Genomic DNA, 19,097 nt, shown 5'->3' with positions numbered 1-19,097 from the left:
AGTTCTTAAACAATTTGTTCGTGGGTTAACGAAGAAATACTGATGGAAAAAAAGAAGCTGAAAATAAAAATATTTGACAAAGAATATTCTCTGCTTGTTGAAAATGAAGAAATAGCAAAAGAGTTGGCTATTTATGTAAATAAGGTTATGGAAGAAACAAAAGACGAATTGCCTGATCAACCAGCTCAAACTATTGCTATTATTGCCTGTTTGAATATTGCGTATGATTTATTTTTAGAAAAAAACAAGAACCGGGAATTTTTAATTCAAGCTTCGGATAAAGTTAAAAGAATAAAAGTTCTTCTGTCAGATCAACATTCGATTGACCCATCCTAATTATAACCGCTTCACTGCTCCTAATAATTAGTGAAAAACTAACATAAACTAATTGGGAGTATTACTCCGGCGTGTATTACAGGCCTCATCTTCAATCTTGTATTGAGGACTAACCCTTTGGGAAAGCAGTGGAAGTAAAAAGCGACTGGGAACATTCCCACTGTGATTAATAGGGTTTTTCCTATTAATTACGGGGCAGTGAAAGCGGCTTAAAAAAATAAAATTTGCACGGAGGAAAAATGGCTGAATTGTATGTTCTAATACCGATGCTCGTGGTTGTTATAGTTGTGTTCTTTTACCTTGGATGGATGATGAATTCCAGGATTGGTAAGAAAAGTATCCTGACTGCAGAAGATCAGGCAAAAAAAATTCTTGATGATGCTGATAAAGATGCGAAAAATATTAAGAGAGAAAAACTGCTTGAAGTGAAAGATGAATGGTATAAAAAGAAAACTGAATTTGATAAAGAGGTTCAACAGAAACGCCAAAAGCTAACTGCACTGGAAAAACAAATCCAGTTAAGGGAAGAAAACAGTGAGAAGAAATTCGACCTTGTTTTACAAAAGGAACGCGAAAATAAAAAATATGAACAGGAACTCGCTCAACAGAACAAAAATATTGAAAAAAAGTTAGACGACATCAATCGTATCGAGCTTGAACAAAATGCAAAACTCGAGAAAATATCCGGTCTCTCATCGGAGGAAGCTAAAAAAATTCTGATGGAGAATCTTGTCAATGAAGCTAAGACTCAATCTGCATCAATAATAAAAGATATTACTGATAAAGCTAAAGCTGATGGTAAGAGAGAGGCTCAAAAGATTATTGTCCAATCAATTCAAAGAACCGCTGCCGACCATTCTATTGAAAGTACCGTATCCGTAGTCCAGATCCAAAATGATGAAATGAAAGGAAGAATTATTGGCAAGGAAGGAAGAAACATACGTGCGTTTGAATCAAGCACAGGAGTAGATGTAATTGTTGATGATACGCCAGAGGCAGTAATCCTATCTTCGTTTGATCAATTCAGAAGAGAAGTTGCAAGAGTATCGCTTGAAAGATTAATCTCTGATGGCAGAATACATCCGGCGAGGATTGAGGAAGTTGTTGAGAAAGTGAAACAGGAACTTGAAGAGGAGATGATCCGCGATGGCGAAAATGTAGTATTACAATTAGGGTTGCACAATATGCATAACGAACTTATAAAGCATATTGGTAAGATGAAATACCGTTCAAGTTTTGGGCAGAATTTAATGCAGCATAGTATTGAAGTAGCTTATCTAACCGGTATAATGGCTTCTGAACTTGGGATGGAAACAAATTTGGCTAAACGTGCTGGGTTGCTTCACGATATTGGAAAAACAGTTGATAAAAGTGTTGAGGGTCCTCACGCATTAATTGGTTATGAATTCACAAAAAAATATAATGAAAATAAAATCGTTATAAATGCAGTTGGGTCTCATCACGAAGATATTGAAATGGAACATCCGATTGCTGCTTTAGTTCAGGCTGCTGATGCAATTAGCGGTGCAAGACCTGGTGCAAGACGTGAACCGCTTGAAAGTTATGTTAAGCGGCTTGAAAACCTTGAATCGCTGGCAAAATCTTTTGAAGGTGTTGCAAAAACTTACGCAATTCAGGCTGGAAGAGAAGTAAGAGTCGTTGTTGAACATGAAAAAGTTGATGATATTCTGGCTGACAAACTTGCAAAGGAAATTGCCTTAAAAATTGAAAGTGAAATGGAATACCCCGGACAAATAAAAGTGACTGTTATACGTGAAGTCAGAAAAATTGGATACGCTAAGTAAAAAAGGATAGTATTTCTATTTTCTTTTTTTATGAAGAAACAAATAAAAATTAAAGTTGCTGTTACAGGGAACATTGGTTGTGGTAAATCAACTTTCGCAAAATTTCTTTCCGATGAAGGTTTCCCGGTACTTTATGCTGATGAAATTTCAAAGCGGATTTTAGCCGATGACAAGCAAGTCAGAGCAGAAATAATTAAAGTAATTGGACCATCAGCATTTAACGGTGATAAACCAGATAAAAAATATATAGCTGCTTCAATTTTTTCCGATACCATTGAGCTGAAGAAAATAAATTCCATATTACATCCGAAAGTAAGAACAGAAATTGAAAAACTTTCTCAAAAATATTTTCAGAAAACCGACATAGTATTTGTTGAAGCAGCGCTGATATTCGAATCAAAAATTGAAAAAATGTACGACTATGTAGTATTGATCACTTCCGATATAAACTTGAGAATGCAACGTACCATGCTATCAAAAAAACTTTCCAAAGCGGAATTTTTGCAACGTGAAGCAAACCAACTTGATGAAGATAAAAAAAAGAAAAAATCAGATTTTGTTTTCTCAAACAACACTTCGACTAAAGATTTACAGGATAAAGCTTTGCTTCTCATAAAGCTGTTAAAGTCTATCGTAAATCAATAAAAATCATCTTCCGGTATGAATGCATTTTTTGCAGTAAGAAAAATGCTGTAATTTTGTATATAATATTTTCGGAGAATGTTGTGTCTATAGTTCATAATCTTCTTGTCAAAACAGTCAAATCGATGCCTGAAAACATTGTTTGGATATTTTCAAAAAAATATATCGCAGGCAAAACCCTTCAATCAGCAGTAAACAAAGTAAAAGAATTAAATGCTAAAGGTATCCTGGCAACACTTGATGTGCTTGGTGAATCAGTAAATACTCAGGAAGAAGCAATCGATGCCAGGCGAAAAGCTCTTGAAGTTTTTGATTCGATTGTCAAGCATAATTTAAAAGCGAATCTTTCTATTAAGCCAACACAAATGGGTTTGGCTATCGATAAAGAATTTGCATACCAGCAAATAAAAGAATTGGTTAAAAGAGCAAGTGATATAAATAATTTTGTTCGGATTGATATGGAAGATTCTTCATACACTGATTTGACCATCGAAGTGTATAAACGAATTTATGAAGAGTTCAATAATGTTGGGATTGTGCTTCAGGCTTATCTGAAAAGAACTGTGAATGATACTATTGTCCTGAATAAAATCGGGACGAACTATCGTCTCTGTAAAGGAATTTATATTGAACCCGCAGCAATCGCGTATAAAGAAAAACAAGCAATCAGAGATAATTATTTGAAAAGTCTTGAACTAATGTTGAAGAATGGAAATTATGTTGGTATTGCAACCCACGATAAATATCTTATTGATAAAGCGTATGAACTGATCAAGTCACTCAAAATTCCAAAAGATATGTTTGAGTTCCAGATGCTGCTCGGTGTGAGAGAGGATCTCAGAGATAAAATAAATAAAGATGGATTTAAGATAAGAATTTATGTTCCGTTTGGTAATGATTGGTATAAATATTCAATCAGAAGGCTTCAGGAAAACCCGAATATGGCAGGGCATATCGTAAAAGAATTTTTTGCATTCAGGTGATGACTGATTCCCGGAAATTAAATATACTGGGAATTGAAAGCTCCTGTGATGAAACTTCGGTTGCCATTCTTATTAATGATGAAGTAAAAGCAAATCTGATATCATCACAACATTTTCATAAAGCTTTCGGCGGGGTTGTTCCTGAATTATCGAGCAGAGCACATTTGCAAATAATTAAACCACTTATTGATTCAGCATTAAAAACTACAGGATTAAGTCTAAATCAGATTGATTTGTTTGCTGCAACTGCTGGTCCGGGATTAATCGGTGCGTTACTCGTTGGACTAACTTATGCTAAAGGTTTATCATTCTCGCTGAACAAACCTTTAATAGCAATTAATCATATTGAAGGACATATATTTTCCGGATTTCTGATGGAGAAAAAACCTGAATTTCCAATGTTAACTTTGGTCGTGTCCGGTGGTCATACACTTTTATTGTATGTGGAAAATTTTACTAAAGTATATTTGCTCGGTACAACTGTCGATGATGCAGCAGGTGAGGCATTCGATAAAGTTTCAAAATTATTGGGATTTGGATATCCCGGTGGTCCACAGATAGAAGCAAGTGCATTAAATGGTGATGAGAATTCAATTAAGTTTCCGATTGCTGAATTAAAAGATAAATTCAATTTTTCATTTAGTGGATTGAAAACATCGGTGCTTCGATTTGTACAAAATAATTTTCCTGAAAAGAACATCCCTGAAAAAGATTTGAACAACATTTCAGCTTCATTTCAAAAAGCTCTGGTTGATGCTTTGCTTCAAAAAGTAGTGCGTGCATTGAATGATTACACTGTTAATTCACTATCACTTGTTGGCGGAGTCGCAGCAAATAAAAAATTAAGAGATGAAATGACGGCTCTTTCTAAAAAATTTAATATTCCTTGTATTATTCCGTCAATGGAATACTGTGGAGATAACGCTGCGATGATTGCACTGAGAGGATTTCAGCTTTATTCTTCAGGTGCAACTGATGATCTGAGTGTTAAACCGTATCCTGCAATTCCTGAAAATCATTTTCTCAGGATGAATTAATAATTGATGCAAAGTAGATTTAAAAATTTGTTGACTCGCTGGGAGTTTTTAAGTGTAGTTGGTGTTTTCATATTCATATTAATTATTTCTTATCTGACTTTCTTTACTCCGAACTATTTTACAAGCAGTTCGCCAATTAGGTTTGATATCAGTAAAGGCGAAAGTTTTGATTCAATAGCTGAACGATTATTTGAGAAGGGGATAATTCCCGGCAAAACTAATTTTAAAATAGCAGCGTTTATTTACGGTGCTGAAAAAAAAATCCGGGCAGCAAGATTCCGTATTCCGAATGGATTGAGTTATCTCGATCTGCTTGATTTATTTATTTCAGGTGAATGTGATTTTCAGAGAACTTTAACGATTAATCCCGGACAAACTATTAAATGGCTTGCTCATCGTCTGCAAAAATATGTTTACATTGATTCGACAGAGTTTGTAAGACTTGCCAACGATAAAACTTTTGCGGATTCGCTCGGTCTTCATCAAAAATCATTTGAAGGTTATTTGTTTGCAACCGATTATGAAATCTACGAAAGAAGCTCACCGCAAGAAGCAATCACGCTATTTTATGATGCCTTCAAGGATTTTTACAATGATAGTCTGATTCAAAGAACAAATGAGATTGGTTTTACTGTTCACGAGATTATAACACTTGCATCAATTATTAAAGGCGAAACAAATAAAGAAGATGAGATGCCAAGAATTTCCGGTGTTTATCATAACAGATTACGGATTGGAATGAAACTTCAGGCTGATCCAACAATTCAGTATGTTATTCCTGGCGGCTGGAAAAGATTAACCTATAAAGATCTTGAACTTAATTCTCCATACAATACTTATAAATATTTCGGATTACCTCCCGGACCAATTAACAATCCTGGTAGAGCAGCCATCATCTCTGCACTTTATCCGGAAAAAAATAATTATCTTTACTTCGTTGCTGATGGTACAGGTGGTCATGTGTTTGGTAAAAATTTAACCGAGCACAATAACAATGTTAAAAAGTACAGAGAGTTTATCAGGAAGCAAAATTCAAAAGCTAATAATTAATTATCAAATTATTCGGAAACGATTGTTACAAAGACAAATAAATAATAAAAACACTTTAATCTTTATCCTTTTGTCTTTTATCTTAATTACAAAGTGTGCAAATCAGCTTCCGCCGGGAGGAGGTGACGTTGATAAAATTCCACCAAAAATTGTAGAAGTTTATCCGCCTGATGGCACAATAAATTTTAATGAAAATTATTTCGAAATCAATTTTTCAGAATATGTTGATAAACGATCTGTTCGGGATGCAATTTTTATCTCACCTTATATTGAAGGCAATTTTGAATACAGTTGGAGCGGAACATCGCTTGAAGTTACTTTTCCAGTTCAACTAAAAGAAGATGTTACCTACACAATTACTATCGGGACAGATGTTATTGATTTAAATAATAAAAACAGAATGGCTCAGTCATTTACGTTTTCTTTTTCAACAGGGGAGAAGATTGACAGGAGAATCATTTCAGGAAAAGTATATGGAAAAGAAAACGAAGGTATTTTTATTTATGCTTATAAACTGGGGGAGAGTGTAGATTCAATTTTAGAACGTAAACCTGATTATGTTTCGCAAACAGGAATTGGCGGCAATTTTAGTTTGCAGGGATTAGGTTCCGGAACTTATAGAATTTTTGCAGTGAATGATCAGTACAAAGATTATTTATATCAGCAGGACCAGGATAAGATAGGAATACCACAGACTGACATAATTCTTAGTGAAACAGATTCACTTTATTCAGGTTTATACTTTTTGCTTTTTAATGCGGACGTATCATCACCAAGATTGATTGGTGCTATTATGACAGATCACAATCACCTTCTTGTGAGCTGCAACAAGCCAGTAAGTAATGAATCGACAAGAGCTGATAATTTTACTGTTGTTGATTCTACTGACAATAAAATTTACAAGATGCAGTACGCGTTCAAAGGGAAAACAAAACCCGAAGAATTTATTCTAATGTTCGAATCTAAAATTAATCCTGCAAACCTGGTTTATTTAATCGCAGATACTTTGACTGATGAAATTGGAAATGTTATGTCAAATGATTTTACCAAAGTTGTTGTCAGCGATAGAGTAGATACTAATTCAATAAAAATTGTTTCAACAGAACCAGCAGCAAGTGGTTCGATTGACTTTGAAAATACTGAAATTAAAATTTTCTTTGATGAAGCTTTCAATAAAGATTTTAATATCTCTGCAGTTGCTTTGACAGATACATTTGGCAAACCGATTTCTTTTGACCTGGATTTTTATGACGATGCAACGCTCGTGATTAAACCGTTTGAAAGTTTAAAACCGGACAAAGACTATTTGGTAAAACTTCATTTGAGAAATTTTGTTGATCTTGCTGGTAACAAAACTGATTCCTTATTTCAATTTAAATTCAGAACAATTTCAGGATTAGATTTTACAGGATTGTCCGGAAACATCATTGATCTGGATTACACAAAAAATCCCGTATTGATTTTAGAAAATGGAGAGAATCCGCAATTGAAATATCAATTGAATATCAGTGATGATAAATTTGAATTTACGCGCATTGAACCTGGGAAGTATTTACTTTGGTGTTTTCTGGATGAGGATAGCAGTGGGAAATATAATTACGGCTGGCCTGAACCAATTGAATTTTCAGAAAGGTTTTCCTTTTATCCGGATACTTTGAACCTTCGACCGAGATGGGAAGTAACAGATTTGATTTTTAGGTTTAAGTGAAATTAATATTGGGGTACATTTATAGTACCCCAAAAAAGGTTAATTTACTTCAGCAAAATTAATTTCTTCGTCTCCATAAAATTTCCTGAAGTTAATGTGTAGAAATAAATTCCACTCGTCAATGCTGAGCCTGATCGCCTCGGAAGTTCTGCTGCGTTGAAAGTAACTGAATAATTTCCTGCTTCTTGATTTTCATTTACTAAGTTTGCTACTTCAGTTCCGAGCATATCATAAACCTTAAACGATACTTCTCCAGCTTTTTGGATTGAGTAGTCAATCGTTGTAACAGGATTAAAAGGATTAGGATAGTTCTGATTTAGAGAATAATCAGAGGGCTTATCACCAGCCGACGGTTTAACAATATCTATGTTAACTTAATACTGTCCAAACATTTGAAAAGAATATATCAAGACAATTATTGAAGTAATTTTGAAAATCGTTTTCATTTTTATTCTCCTATTTAAGAAATAAAATTTTATGAGTTATTTGTGTTTCATTAGTTCTCATAACAACAAAATATGGTCCGCTTGAATTCGTTTTTGGATTCCAGATTTTATAATGGTGTCCTTCCTTTTCCTCTCCACTATATAATTTCTCAATTTCATTTCCAAGAACGTCGTAAATACTTATTGTTAAATGATCAGTAGAGGGTAAGTAATAGTGAATTGTTGTCTGACCATTAAATGGATTTGGAAAGTTATCTAAGATATATTCGGAAGGTAGTCCATCTCCATTTTGATCCTCAATATTTAATATTATGCCGTATTGAATTCCATTTATTATACATCCATTCAGAACTGTAATACCAACTTCAAATTCACCATAGTAGAATCCGATCCCTAATGCTAAACATTCAGTATAAAGAGCTAAGATAAAGAAAGTATCTGGTGCCGTCCAGTACTCTCTATACAAAAGAGTATCTTCGAAAACTAATTCTTCACTTTCATTAATATATTTTGTATAAAAAGGGAAAAATGGATCGCTTAACCAAAAAGTATTTATGAGGACATTAAACTTATATCTTGGTTCCCATATACCTCCTCCCCAGCTTTCCCAATAAACAATAAGACTATCATTTAAATAGATCTTATTTTTAATATCGTAAGAATTCCTTATACGCTCAGTAATAATTATAGAGGAATCTGACCACACGGTATCAATAGCAGTTATTTTCCTTTCCCAAAATTCGCCACCAGTTTGCGTGTAGGTAATATACTGCCACAAATCCCCAAGGTGATGTGGGAAAAAATCAAGCGGATTAATTTCCTGAGATTTAACACCCTCAGTTGTTGTTATTAAAACTAATATTATAAGATGAAGAATATTTTTCATTGTAAAGCCTGTTTGTTTAATTAAATTCGGTTTTTTTCAAGCTATGTAAAACCTGTGGGAAAGTAAGTGAAATGAATGGATGGTTGATTGAATGATTGTATGAGAACTTTGAAAGTTTCATACAGAATAATCTGGATTGGTGAAAATAAATTCACCATCTTTCTCGCTCCGGAGAAAGAGAGAGAAAGTTAAATATCGTGCCAGCTTTGAAGAACTTATTTCTGAAAAAAAGTTCATCGGTTTTCTACCCTGAATTAATTTCAATCCCAACTTAGGAAACGGATTTTAGAATGTCAAGGGTAATACAGTCAAATTTTGACAACTTGCAGTTGGTAATTAAAAGAACACTTAATTTCAAAAGGCAGAATGATAAATAACATTCCCAGCCTTTATCGTCATACAATTCAAATTACTGCCAATCGAATAAACGATATCAGCATAGTCAGTAGTATTTAAAACAGCAAAGTCAGCTTTCTTACCTATCTCAATTGAGCCGATACTTTTTTCTCTGCATAAAGCTTTAGCAGAATTAATTGTTACTGCACTTATTGTCTCTTCGATAGTCATCTTCATCTTTAATGCTGCAATACTCATAATCAAACTCAAACTTGAAATGTGAGATGAGCCGGGATTATAATCAGTAGCGAGAGCGACAATTGCATTTTGATCTATCAATTTTCTTGCAGGTGCAAATTGATGATTCAGAAAAAAAGAAACTCCTGGAAGAAGAACTGCCACTGTTTCTGATTGTCCTAGTTTTGGAACATCTTCATCTTTTATTACTTCAAGATGATCAACTGAAATTGCTTTGTGTTTTAATGCAATATCCAGTCCACCGATTGAATTAAATTGATCTGTATGCAGTTTAAGTTTCAGACCATAACTTTTTGCTGTGGTGAATATCTCATCCATTTCATTTGCTGAAAAAGCTGTTGATTCACAAAACCCATCGCAAAACTCATCAAGCTTTTGTTCTGCAAAATGAGGAATCATCTTCTCAGTTATTTCTTCAACATAAGCTTGGTGATTCTCTTTGTGTTCTTTTGGAAATGTATGTGCACCGAGAAAAGTAGGAATAATATCTATTGGATATATTTCGTCAAGAAAATTTATTACCTGCAAAAGCTTTCTTTCATTTTCAAAATTCAATCCGTACCCGCTTTTAATTTCAAGAGTGGTAATTCCCTGCGAAATAAAATGATCAATTCTTGGTTTTATTATGTTCACAAGCTCTTCAAATGAAGATGAACGTACAGCAGTTACGGTTGTATTTATTCCACCGCCTTTTTTTGCAATTTCTTCGTAACCAATTCCTCTCAACTTCTGTCTGAATTCATCAGCTCGTGAACCGGCGAATGCTGTGTGCGTGTGACATTCAACTAAACCGGGTAAAACTGTTTTTCCGGTTAAGTCAATTACTTCATCGAAATTTTTTTTATCAATTGATGCAGTGCTGACAATATCTTTAATTAAATCGTCTTCGATAACTATCGAGTGATTGTCCAGACAACCAATCTCAGATAGTTCTTTCCCACGCTTGTAATTTTTTCCTGATGTATTGACTGTAATGACAGATGCCGGATTAAATAAAAGTTTTTTCATCATTCAAAAATATTTATGGTTTCCTGAACAACTTTAGATTCTGTGTAACCAAGTTGGTTCAGTTTAAACCTGAGATTTTCAGCTTCGGATTTTACAGTAAAGTCTCCAACTTTAACTTTATAAAACGGTGGTTCAAAAACTACATAAACTTCCTTTCTGGAAGTCTTTTCATAAACTTCAGCACGAATATTATTCGCCTGATCTATGTCATCAGTTGATAATACCTGAACTCTGTAACCATCCGCAGTTCCAATAATTTTTTTTACAATACTTGTAGAATCAGAATTGTAGCCGTACCAAACATCTGGTGGCAGCTTGTCAGTCCCGATTGGCGGAGCTTCGATTTCTATTTTAGTGCGGTAAGGAGTAATATCAAAATCTTCAATTACTTCAGAACTTTGTTCTAATTTAATTTCGGGTTTTGATTCTTTTTTAGTTTCATAACGTGAACCGGTTGCAGCACTGCAACCAATCAGCAGAACGCAGACAGCAACAAGCGATAAAGCAATTTTCAATCTATTCTCTAAAAATGTTATTAATTACACTTTAATTTAAAACTATATTCTGTTGTTATAAAGCTATTATTGATAAACAAACGTCTGAGTAATAATAATTTCATCAAATTTTGTTAAAGAAAACGTGTTTTCGTAATTTTGCAATATCATTCCATAAATTTTCAAAAAAATGTCTACAAAAAAGCTAAAAATCCTGTTTGTAACATCAGAAGTTGTTCCGTTTGTAAAAACAGGCGGACTCGCAGATGTTTCAGCAGCATTGCCTCAAACTCTGGCTGAGTTAGGTCATGAAGTTCGTATTGTTATTCCAAAATATGGTGCAGTTGATGATCGGAAGTTTAAAATTCACGAAGTTGTAAGATTAAAAGACATTAAGATTGATATAGCAGGCAAAGAGGTTATCTTTTCTTTAAAATCGTGTTTTCTTCCCGGACAAAAAATCAGAGTGCAAATTTATTTTCTTGATAATCAGGAATATTTTGGAAGCAGAAATAGTCTTTATTCTGATCCTATGACTGGGAAAGATTATGAAGATAACGATGAAAGATTTATAATTTTAAGCAGAGCAGTTTTTGAACTGATTATTAAATTGGGATGGATTCCGGATATAATTCATTGCAATGACTGGCAGTGTGGTTTGATTCCGGCTTATCTTAAAACTGTTTACAAAAACGAAGAAAATTTTGATAAGTTTAAAACACTCTTTACAATTCACAACCTTGCATATCAGGGTGAATTTCCAAAATCCTCATTCAAGAAAACCGGTTTACCGGAAAGTCTGAATTCTGATAAAGGAATACTTCACAAAGGTAAATTGAATTTTATGAAAAGCGGTTTGTTGTTTGCAGATATCATAAATACAGTAAGTGAAACTTATGCAAACGAAATAAGAACAGATTCTGAAATCGGTGGTCAGTTGAAAGATATTCTGGCTAAGAGAAAAGATGATCTCTATGGTATAATAAACGGTATCGATAATAAAGTGTGGAATCCTGATCGGGATAAACATCTTCCTAAAAAGTACACAATAAAAAATGTTGAACAAAAAGTGGTCAACAAACAAGCTCTTGCTGAAAAATTTGGATTTGAATTCAATGAAGATGTTCCGATTATTGGTTTGATATCGCGATTGTATGATTCAAAGGGAATAGACCTCGTTCAAAAAATTCTTCCTCAACTGCTCAAAGAAAACATTCAAATGATTGTGCTTGGTACAGGTGATAAAGAATATCATAACTTTTTTGATCAGATGGCAAGAAAGCACAGTGATAAATTCGCTTGCTATCTCGGATTTAATGATGACCTCGCACATTTAATTGAAGGTGGTGCTGATATGTTTCTGATGCCATCCAAGTACGAACCATGCGGACTTAATCAGATGTACAGTTTAAACTATGGAACTGTTCCGATAGTTCGTGAGACCGGCGGACTTGCTGATACAGTAAAACGATTCAGCGAAAAATCAAAAGATGGTAATGGTTTTGTATTTAAGAAATACAATGCTGAAGAGTTTCTCAGTGAAGTCAAACGTGCAATAAAAGTTTATCAGGATAAAGAAACCTGGGATAAAATTGTAAGAGCCGGTATGAAAGAAGATTTTAGCTGGCACTCCTCTGCAAAGAAATACATTGAATTGTATAAGACAATCCTAGATGAGAGTTGATGTCCATCCGTGCCATTTTTCTTGACAGGGATGGAACACTCAACGAAGACCCCGGTTATATAAGTGATCCGGAAAAAGTAGTTTTATTTAAAGAAACCGGCGACGCATTATACACTTTAAAAAAATTTGGTTTCCTGCTTATTGTAATTTCAAATCAATCAGGAATCGCAAGGGGAATAATGTCAAATGAAGATGTTGATGCTGTTAACGAAAAAATAAATTCACTTTTAACTGCTTTCAAAGTGAGTATTGATGCGTTCTATTATTGTCCTGCACATCCAGATTACAGTACGCCGGAAGAATGTGAGTGTAGAAAACCTTCGCCTAAAATGATATTTGATGCTGCAGCAGAGTTTAATGTTGATTTGAATCAATCTTATTTTATCGGTGATACAGTTGCTGATATTGATTGCGGGAAAAATGCAGGATTGAAGACAATATTAGTCAAAACAGGAAAAGGTGAGGAGAGTTTTTCTATCTTGCAAAAAGAAAATAATTTTCCAACTTTTGTAGCCGAAAATTTAGCAAATGCTTGTAACTTAATACTTGGTGATATTTAGCGGAGTCATTTTTTGAAATTAAAATTTATCTTCTCTTTTACAATTGTTCTATCAGCATTCCTCATACTTTCCTGTTCCGATGAACCGTCTTCACTTGGTATTGAACTTATCGGAAGTGAAAATATTTCAGCAAAGATTTTTGATACAGAAGTTGATTCTTCTTCTCAAACCTCATCTTACTTTAAAAAAGTTGTTGCACTCGGCAGTGCAGATCGGTTTTTAGTTGGAAGATATGGTGATATAAAATCAACGGCGTTACTCAGGTTCGTATTTGGATTACCGGATAGTTTAAAGACCGCTCTGAAAGATGGAAATATAAATGTAATTGATTCCTGGATAAATTTAACAGTGGGATATATTTATACTGATTCAATGGCGTCAATGAATTTTTCTGCACATAAAGTAAATTCACGCTGGTCTTCCACATCTTTTACGATTGACAGTTTGTATAAACTTGAGTATGAACCTAATGATATTAGCTCACAATTCACTATTTCAGATACACTATATACTTTCCATTTAGATAATTCTGTACCACTTGCCTGGATGAAAAATGCAGCGGATAAAACACTTGAAAGCAATTATGGTATTTATCTTGATCCGGCAGTGAGTTCTGGTAAAGTAGTCGGTTTTCAGGCATTCACATCACTGTCATCTGAGGCTGCAAAGTTGTTTGTTGTCTATGAAAAACCCGGAGCTTATGTTGACACAATAAATGGATTCATCGCAGCAGATATTAGTCTGGTTGATCGTCCTGATTTACCAATATTATCTGACGGAATAATTTGTACGCAGAGCAGTGTGACCATTGCATCGAGATTAACTTTTAATCTGGAAAATATTCCGAGCGGGATTGTGATAAACAAAGCTGAATTATTTATAACACCGGATACGATTGCCTCGATTAAAGGTTCTAGTTTCCCTAATAACTTAAGAGTATCATATCTGAAATATGCAGATTCGGTCAACACTGAGGGCAGCCCGGCATTTTTGAATTTCAGTAATCATAAATATTCCGGAGATATTACGGTTATCGTACGTAACTGGATAAGCAGGAAAGTAAATTATGGTTTGTTGATTGAATCCGGAAATTTTACATCTGGATTAGAACTGTTTGCACTTAAAGGAAGTGATTATATCAATTTTGCAGAGCGTCCGCGTTTAAAGATTACTTACACAATCAAATAAAAAATGAAATTTCAAATTATCAAATATTTATTGCTGCTGTTTTTTATCAATGTGAATTTAAACTACTCACAGGTTACTTCTACTTACACACGATATGGAGTTGGTGATCTTTATTACAGTTATTCTGCCAGAACTTTGTCAATGGGAAATACCGGGACTGCGATGTTAAATAAAGATTATGTAGAGATACTAAATCCAGCTTCATGGTCAGGTTTATCAAGAGTCAGATTTGAATTTAGTTTTTCTTACGAACAACTAAAATTATCCAAAACCGGTGATTCAAAACTTTATGGTGATGGTTTCTTTAAAGGTATAACATTTGCTTTTCCGATAAGTGAGGTAAATAAGATAGGGATGGCTTTCGGATTAGTTCCTTACAGCCGGAGTAATTATGAAGTCACAGAAAAAGTAGCTGATTCTATCTCAGGAAACTACACAACTACTTATCTTGGTAAAGGCGGGCTTTCAAAGATATTTGTCGGATCTTCTGTTCAACTTCCTGCCGAATTTTTACTTGGAGCTACACTCGAATACTATTTTGGAAATTTAAAATATACTTCCAGTTTAACTTTTGATAATACTTCATATTTCCCAAGTAAATATGAGTTGAATTATGCACCGAAAGGTTTTGGTACAACACTCGGAATAATTACTCCCAATTTTTGTTCGTTGATGGATAGTTCAATAATATCTGACTTAAGGCTGGGAGTGAGCACAAATATTATCGGAAATCTTGCCACTGATTCAAGCCTGGTCAGCACCTCATCGACAATTGTTGACTCAGTAAGCAGCGGCGAAACTACAATGAAAGTTCCTGTACGATTAAATGTTGGTCTTCATATTTCTTTCATTAAAGTATATAATGTTGCAATCGATTATTTTTATCAGCCCTGGAGTCAATTTAAATTGAGCGATATCAATCAAAGTAATTTAAGCGACTTACATAAAATTAGTCTGGGATTTGAATATCGTCCTCAGAGTGTCCCCGGTATGAATTATTGGGAGCAAATAATGTTTCGGGCTGGGTTTAGTTATGAGATGTCACAATATAATTTTAAAGGAATAAATCTAAAACAGTACTCAGTATTTGGTGGATTTGCACTTCCGCTCAGCACTGAAAATACAATTGATATTGGATTAGAATATTCAGTAAGAGGAACTCAGGACAAAAATTTAATGAAGGAGGATTTTTTCAGAGTAAATCTCGGAATCAGTTTTGGCGATATTTGGTTTATCCGTTATGAAAAATAATTAGTCTAAGGAATAACAAAATAATCTGAATAAATCATTAATCGTTTTATTAGTGCTGGATTTACTGATTTGATCCCGGTAAAATTAAAGAGAGTTATTCAAATATTGATATATAAACCAGAGACTTCTGAATTATTATCGATGTGTTACTCTGAATCCGGTAGCTACCTGATTTTTCAATTTAAAAACAAGATATTTCACTCCTGCCTTGCCCGCAGGCAGGTCGTTCAATATGACAAATTTGAATTTTTCAGAAGTCTCAAACAAGTAAATATTATGAATATATCGGCAACATTAAGCAAACAAAATTTCCGGCAGATGCCGGATTTTTTTGTTAAATTTGATTATCAAAAATAAAATTCATAAAAAAAATGTACACTCAATTAAAAAACGATCCGGAAATTTTTCAAATATTAAAACAAGAAATTGAACGACAACAAAATAAGCTTGAACTTATTGCATCAGAAAATTTTGTTAGTTCCGCTGTATTGGAGGCTGCAGGTTCACCGCTAACGAATAAATATGCTGAAGGATATCCCGGAAAACGCTATTATGGTGGTTGTGAGTACGTGGATATGGCAGAAGAATTAGCACGCGAACGACTAAAGAAAATTTTTAACGCTGAATATGTAAATGTTCAGCCGCATAGTGGTTCACAAGCTAATATGGCAGCCATGATGACACTCATGCAGCCAGGTGATAAATTTTTAGGATTAAGTCTTCCACACGGGGGTCATCTTACTCACGGTTCGCCTGTGAATTTTTCAGGAAAATTATACCAGGCGATCGGTTACGAATTAAATAAAGAAACGCGTCTGCTGGATTATAATATTATTGAAAATCTTGCAAAGCGCGAAAAACCAAAACTTATTATTGCAGGTGCAAGCGCATATTCTCGAGAATGGGATTATAAAAAACTCAGGGAAATTGCTGATGCTACCGGTGCTTTTTTAATGTGCGATATGGCGCATCCGGCTGGATTAATTGCAAAAGGCTTTTTAGATAATCCGCTTCCATATTGTGATGTAGTTACTTCAACTACTCATAAAACACTTCGTGGTCCAAGAGGTGGAATTATCTTAATGGGCAAAGACAAAGAAAATACTTTTGGATTGAAAACGCCAAAAGGTGACAGATTGAAAATGATGTCAGAACTTTATGATAGTACTGTTATGCCTGGAATTCAGGGCGGACCTTTGATGCACATCATTATGGCTAAAGCTGTAGCATTTAAAGAGGTATTAGATGATAAATTTAAATTCTATGCTCAGCAAGTTATAAAAAATGCAAAAGCTCTTGCTGATGAATTAATGAAATATGGATTTGATATTGTGTCATCAGGTACGGATAATCATTTAATGCTGATTGATTTATCGAATAAAAATATATCAGGAAAGAAAGCGGAAAATGCGCTTGAAAGAGCAGGGATTACCGTTAATAAAAATATGGTTCCATTCGATACCAAGAGTCCATTTGTAACAAGCGGAATAAGAGTAGGAACACCTGCTGTTACTACTCGAGGTATGAAAGAAACTGAGATGAAGCGGATTGCTGAAATTATTAATTCAGCGGTAACCAATGCTGAAAATGAATCCACACTTGATGCTATCGTTACAGATGTAAAAGAATTATGTTCCGGGTTTCCTCTTTATAAGGATATTATTTAAGAATCTGGGAATGAGATTTGGCTGACAAAGAAAAAGCTGTTAATAATGATGAAAGACTTGGGGATGTTGATATCGAAATGTCATTTCTTGATCATATCGAAGAACTGCGCTGGAGAATCATTTATGCGCTAATCGGTATTGTTATTTTTACTATCGTCGCATGGATATTCATTGATCCTCTTATCGAAATTGTTTTGTTAAAACCTGCCCGTGATGCAAATGCTTCACTGCAAAATCTGAGACCCTTCGGACAATTATTTCTGTATGTGCAGGTTGCAATAGTTGTCGGAATCATCGCAAGTCTTCCGAATATATTTTATCAGCTTTGGAAATTTATTGCGCCGGCACTACGGAAGAAGGAGCGAAAAAACATTCTCTGGATAGTGTTCTTTTCCTCATTCTGTTTTTTAGCAGGCGTTGCTTTTGCATATTTTGTAATGATTCCTTTAGCGATGAAATTTGCAGCACAGTTTGGTACAGCAGAAATAGCAAATGAGTTTGCAATTGACGAATATATGTCGATCATCATCAGTGTTATGCTTGCAGCAGGTGTGGTATTTGAACTTCCGATGATTTCATTTTTCCTTTCAAAACTTGGAATATTAACTCCTGCTTTTATGCGTAAATACAGAAGACATGCTATTGTAATTATTCTTATTCTGTCAGCTTTTCTGACGCCTGGTGCAGATCCGGTTTCACAAATTATACTTGCAGTACCGTTGGTACTCTTATACGAAATAAGTATTTTTATATCAAAAATATCATCAAAGAAAAGTGTTTAATAATCAGCTCTCCGAAATAACTCAACCTATAAAAAATGAATTGGATTCTTTTAATGAAATATTCAGAGAATCGCTTCGTTCTAATGTTGGATTGGTTGATCTTGTTGCGCGATATATCATTCGTCAAAAAGGGAAAAAAATACGTCCATTGCTCGTATTACTTTCCGCAAAAGTTTGTGGAGGAATTAATGAGCGTAGTTATCGCGGTGCAGTTTTAGTTGAATTGCTTCATACAGCAACTCTGGTTCATGATGATGTTGTTGATCATGCAGATAAACGCAGAGGACTCTGGTCAATAAATAAAGTTTTTAAAAATAAAGTTGCAGTTTTAATGGGTGACTACCTTCTTTCAAAAGGATTGTTGATCGCAATGGAAGGAAAAGATTTTGATTTTTTGGAAGTAATAACGAATACAGTAAAGCGAATGTCGGAAGGTGAACTGCTTCAGATTCAAAAAACCCGAAAGCTTGATATTGATGAAGAAACTTATTTTAAAGTTATATCCGATAAAACTGCATCACTGATTGAAACTTGCTGCACGATTGGTGCAATGAGTTCAAGTTCTGACACAAGTTTTGTCAATGCAATGTCAGAATTTGGAAAAAACCTTGGCATGTCATTTCAAATCCGGGATGATATTCTTGATTATGAAGGAAGTCTTTCTGTTTTTGGTAAAAGAACAGGCGGAGATATAAAAGAAAAAAAAATTACCTTACCATTGATCCATTCTTTGAAACAGGTACCTGCTAATAAAGCTGCTGATATCAGGAAAATAATTAAGAACGGAAAAGATAAACCGAATATTGATGAGGTAATTAATTTTGTAAGAGAGAATAAGGGAATTGAGTACGCAATCGGAAAGGCACATATTTATTCTCAGGCAGCAAAAGATGCTCTGAAAAAACTACCTGATTCTCAAAGCAAACTTGCTCTTGAAGCATTAGTTGATTTTGCTATTGATAGAAAGAATTGAACT

18 protein-coding genes are annotated in these 19,097 nt (G+C 34.3%); 14 read left to right on the top strand and 4 right to left on the bottom strand.

Translation table 11 applies throughout. The annotated features are described in order from the left end of the window. The first annotated feature begins 39 nt into the window (after positions 1 to 39). The 7 genes from HND39_15490 (at position 40) to HND39_15460 (ending at position 7,561) form a co-directional block, all read left to right on the top strand. The gene (locus HND39_15490) at positions 40 to 336 is read left to right on the top strand and encodes a cell division protein ZapA (GenBank protein QKJ98037.1); all 297 of its coding nucleotides are present in this window, start codon (positions 40 to 42) and stop codon (positions 334 to 336) included. 239 nt (positions 337 to 575) lie between these two features. After that, the gene (gene rny, locus HND39_15485) at positions 576 to 2,141 is read left to right on the top strand and encodes a ribonuclease Y (GenBank protein ID QKJ97568.1); all 1,566 of its coding nucleotides are present in this window, start codon (positions 576 to 578) and stop codon (positions 2,139 to 2,141) included. Between the two features lie 30 nt (positions 2,142 to 2,171). Then, the gene (locus HND39_15480; protein QKJ97567.1) at positions 2,172 to 2,786 is read left to right on the top strand and encodes a dephospho-CoA kinase; all 615 of its coding nucleotides are present in this window, start codon (positions 2,172 to 2,174) and stop codon (positions 2,784 to 2,786) included. 80 nt (positions 2,787 to 2,866) lie between these two features. Next, on the top strand, positions 2,867 to 3,766 hold the full coding sequence (locus tag HND39_15475; GenBank protein ID QKJ97566.1) for a proline dehydrogenase: 900 nt from the start codon (positions 2,867 to 2,869) through the stop codon (positions 3,764 to 3,766). Then, the gene (tsaD, locus tag HND39_15470) at positions 3,766 to 4,803 is read left to right on the top strand and encodes a tRNA (adenosine(37)-N6)-threonylcarbamoyltransferase complex transferase subunit TsaD (protein QKJ97565.1); all 1,038 of its coding nucleotides are present in this window, start codon (positions 3,766 to 3,768) and stop codon (positions 4,801 to 4,803) included. The genes HND39_15475 and tsaD overlap by 1 nt, the downstream gene beginning before the upstream one ends. A 6-nt stretch (positions 4,804 to 4,809) precedes the next feature. After that, a complete protein-coding gene (gene mltG / locus HND39_15465) occupies positions 4,810 to 5,853 on the top strand; it encodes an endolytic transglycosylase MltG (GenBank protein QKJ97564.1) in 1,044 nt (347 codons plus the stop codon). A 70-nt stretch (positions 5,854 to 5,923) separates the two neighbouring features. Continuing rightward, positions 5,924 to 7,561, top strand: coding sequence for an Ig-like domain-containing protein (locus HND39_15460; GenBank protein QKJ97563.1), 1,638 nt, complete (start codon positions 5,924 to 5,926; stop codon positions 7,559 to 7,561). A gap of 44 nt (positions 7,562 to 7,605) precedes the next feature. Here the strand turns inward: HND39_15460 and HND39_15455 are convergent, their stop codons facing one another. The 4 genes from HND39_15455 to HND39_15440 form a co-directional block, all read right to left on the bottom strand. Then, complete coding sequence (locus HND39_15455) at positions 7,606 to 7,929, bottom strand: T9SS type A sorting domain-containing protein (GenBank protein QKJ98036.1); 324 nt, start codon at positions 7,927 to 7,929, stop codon at positions 7,606 to 7,608. Between the two features lie 88 nt (positions 7,930 to 8,017). Beyond that, positions 8,018 to 8,893, bottom strand: a complete 876-nt coding sequence (locus HND39_15450) for a T9SS type A sorting domain-containing protein (GenBank protein QKJ97562.1) — start codon at positions 8,891 to 8,893, stop codon at positions 8,018 to 8,020. A gap of 354 nt (positions 8,894 to 9,247) precedes the next feature. Further along, a complete protein-coding gene (locus tag HND39_15445; GenBank protein QKJ97561.1) occupies positions 9,248 to 10,495 on the bottom strand; it encodes an imidazolonepropionase in 1,248 nt (415 codons plus the stop codon). Continuing rightward, on the bottom strand, positions 10,495 to 11,010 hold the full coding sequence (locus HND39_15440) for an SPOR domain-containing protein (protein ID QKJ97560.1): 516 nt from the start codon (positions 11,008 to 11,010) through the stop codon (positions 10,495 to 10,497). The genes HND39_15445 and HND39_15440 overlap by 1 nt, the downstream gene beginning before the upstream one ends. 169 nt (positions 11,011 to 11,179) lie before the next feature. Here HND39_15440 and glgA point away from each other — a divergent pair, with 169 nt between their 5' ends. The 7 genes from glgA (at position 11,180) to HND39_15405 (ending at position 19,094) form a co-directional block, all read left to right on the top strand. Further along, entirely contained in the window at positions 11,180 to 12,673 is a 1,494-nt protein-coding gene (glgA, locus tag HND39_15435) for a glycogen synthase GlgA (GenBank protein QKJ97559.1), read from the top strand. Continuing rightward, positions 12,673 to 13,233, top strand: a complete 561-nt coding sequence (locus HND39_15430; GenBank protein QKJ97558.1) for an HAD family hydrolase — start codon at positions 12,673 to 12,675, stop codon at positions 13,231 to 13,233. The genes glgA and HND39_15430 overlap by 1 nt, the downstream gene beginning before the upstream one ends. A 12-nt stretch (positions 13,234 to 13,245) precedes the next feature. Beyond that, positions 13,246 to 14,421: a hypothetical protein gene (locus tag HND39_15425; GenBank protein QKJ97557.1), complete on the top strand. Its 1,176-nt coding sequence runs from the start codon at positions 13,246 to 13,248 to the stop codon at positions 14,419 to 14,421. Between the two features lie 3 nt (positions 14,422 to 14,424). Then, positions 14,425 to 15,672 carry a hypothetical protein gene (locus HND39_15420; GenBank protein ID QKJ97556.1) on the top strand — a complete coding sequence of 416 codons (1,248 nt, stop codon included), beginning with the start codon at positions 14,425 to 14,427 and terminating at the stop codon, positions 15,670 to 15,672. A 371-nt stretch (positions 15,673 to 16,043) separates the two neighbouring features. Further along, positions 16,044 to 17,339, top strand: a complete 1,296-nt coding sequence (locus HND39_15415; GenBank protein ID QKJ97555.1) for a serine hydroxymethyltransferase — start codon at positions 16,044 to 16,046, stop codon at positions 17,337 to 17,339. 77 nt (positions 17,340 to 17,416) lie between these two features. Beyond that, positions 17,417 to 18,121 (top strand): twin-arginine translocase subunit TatC, encoded by a 705-nt coding sequence (gene tatC, locus HND39_15410; protein QKJ98035.1) that lies wholly within the window; start codon positions 17,417 to 17,419, stop codon positions 18,119 to 18,121. Then, positions 18,114 to 19,094, top strand: a complete 981-nt coding sequence (locus HND39_15405; GenBank protein QKJ97554.1) for a polyprenyl synthetase family protein — start codon at positions 18,114 to 18,116, stop codon at positions 19,092 to 19,094. Before tatC ends, HND39_15405 begins: the two co-directional genes overlap by 8 nt. Positions 19,095 to 19,097 lie beyond the last annotated feature (3 nt).

Source organism: Ignavibacteriota bacterium (assembly GCA_013285405.1).
GTDB lineage: Bacteria > Bacteroidota > Ignavibacteria > Ignavibacteriales > Ignavibacteriaceae > IGN2.
Note: the sequence above shows the minus strand (reverse complement) of the source record. Positions and strands in the feature narration are given on the sequence as shown.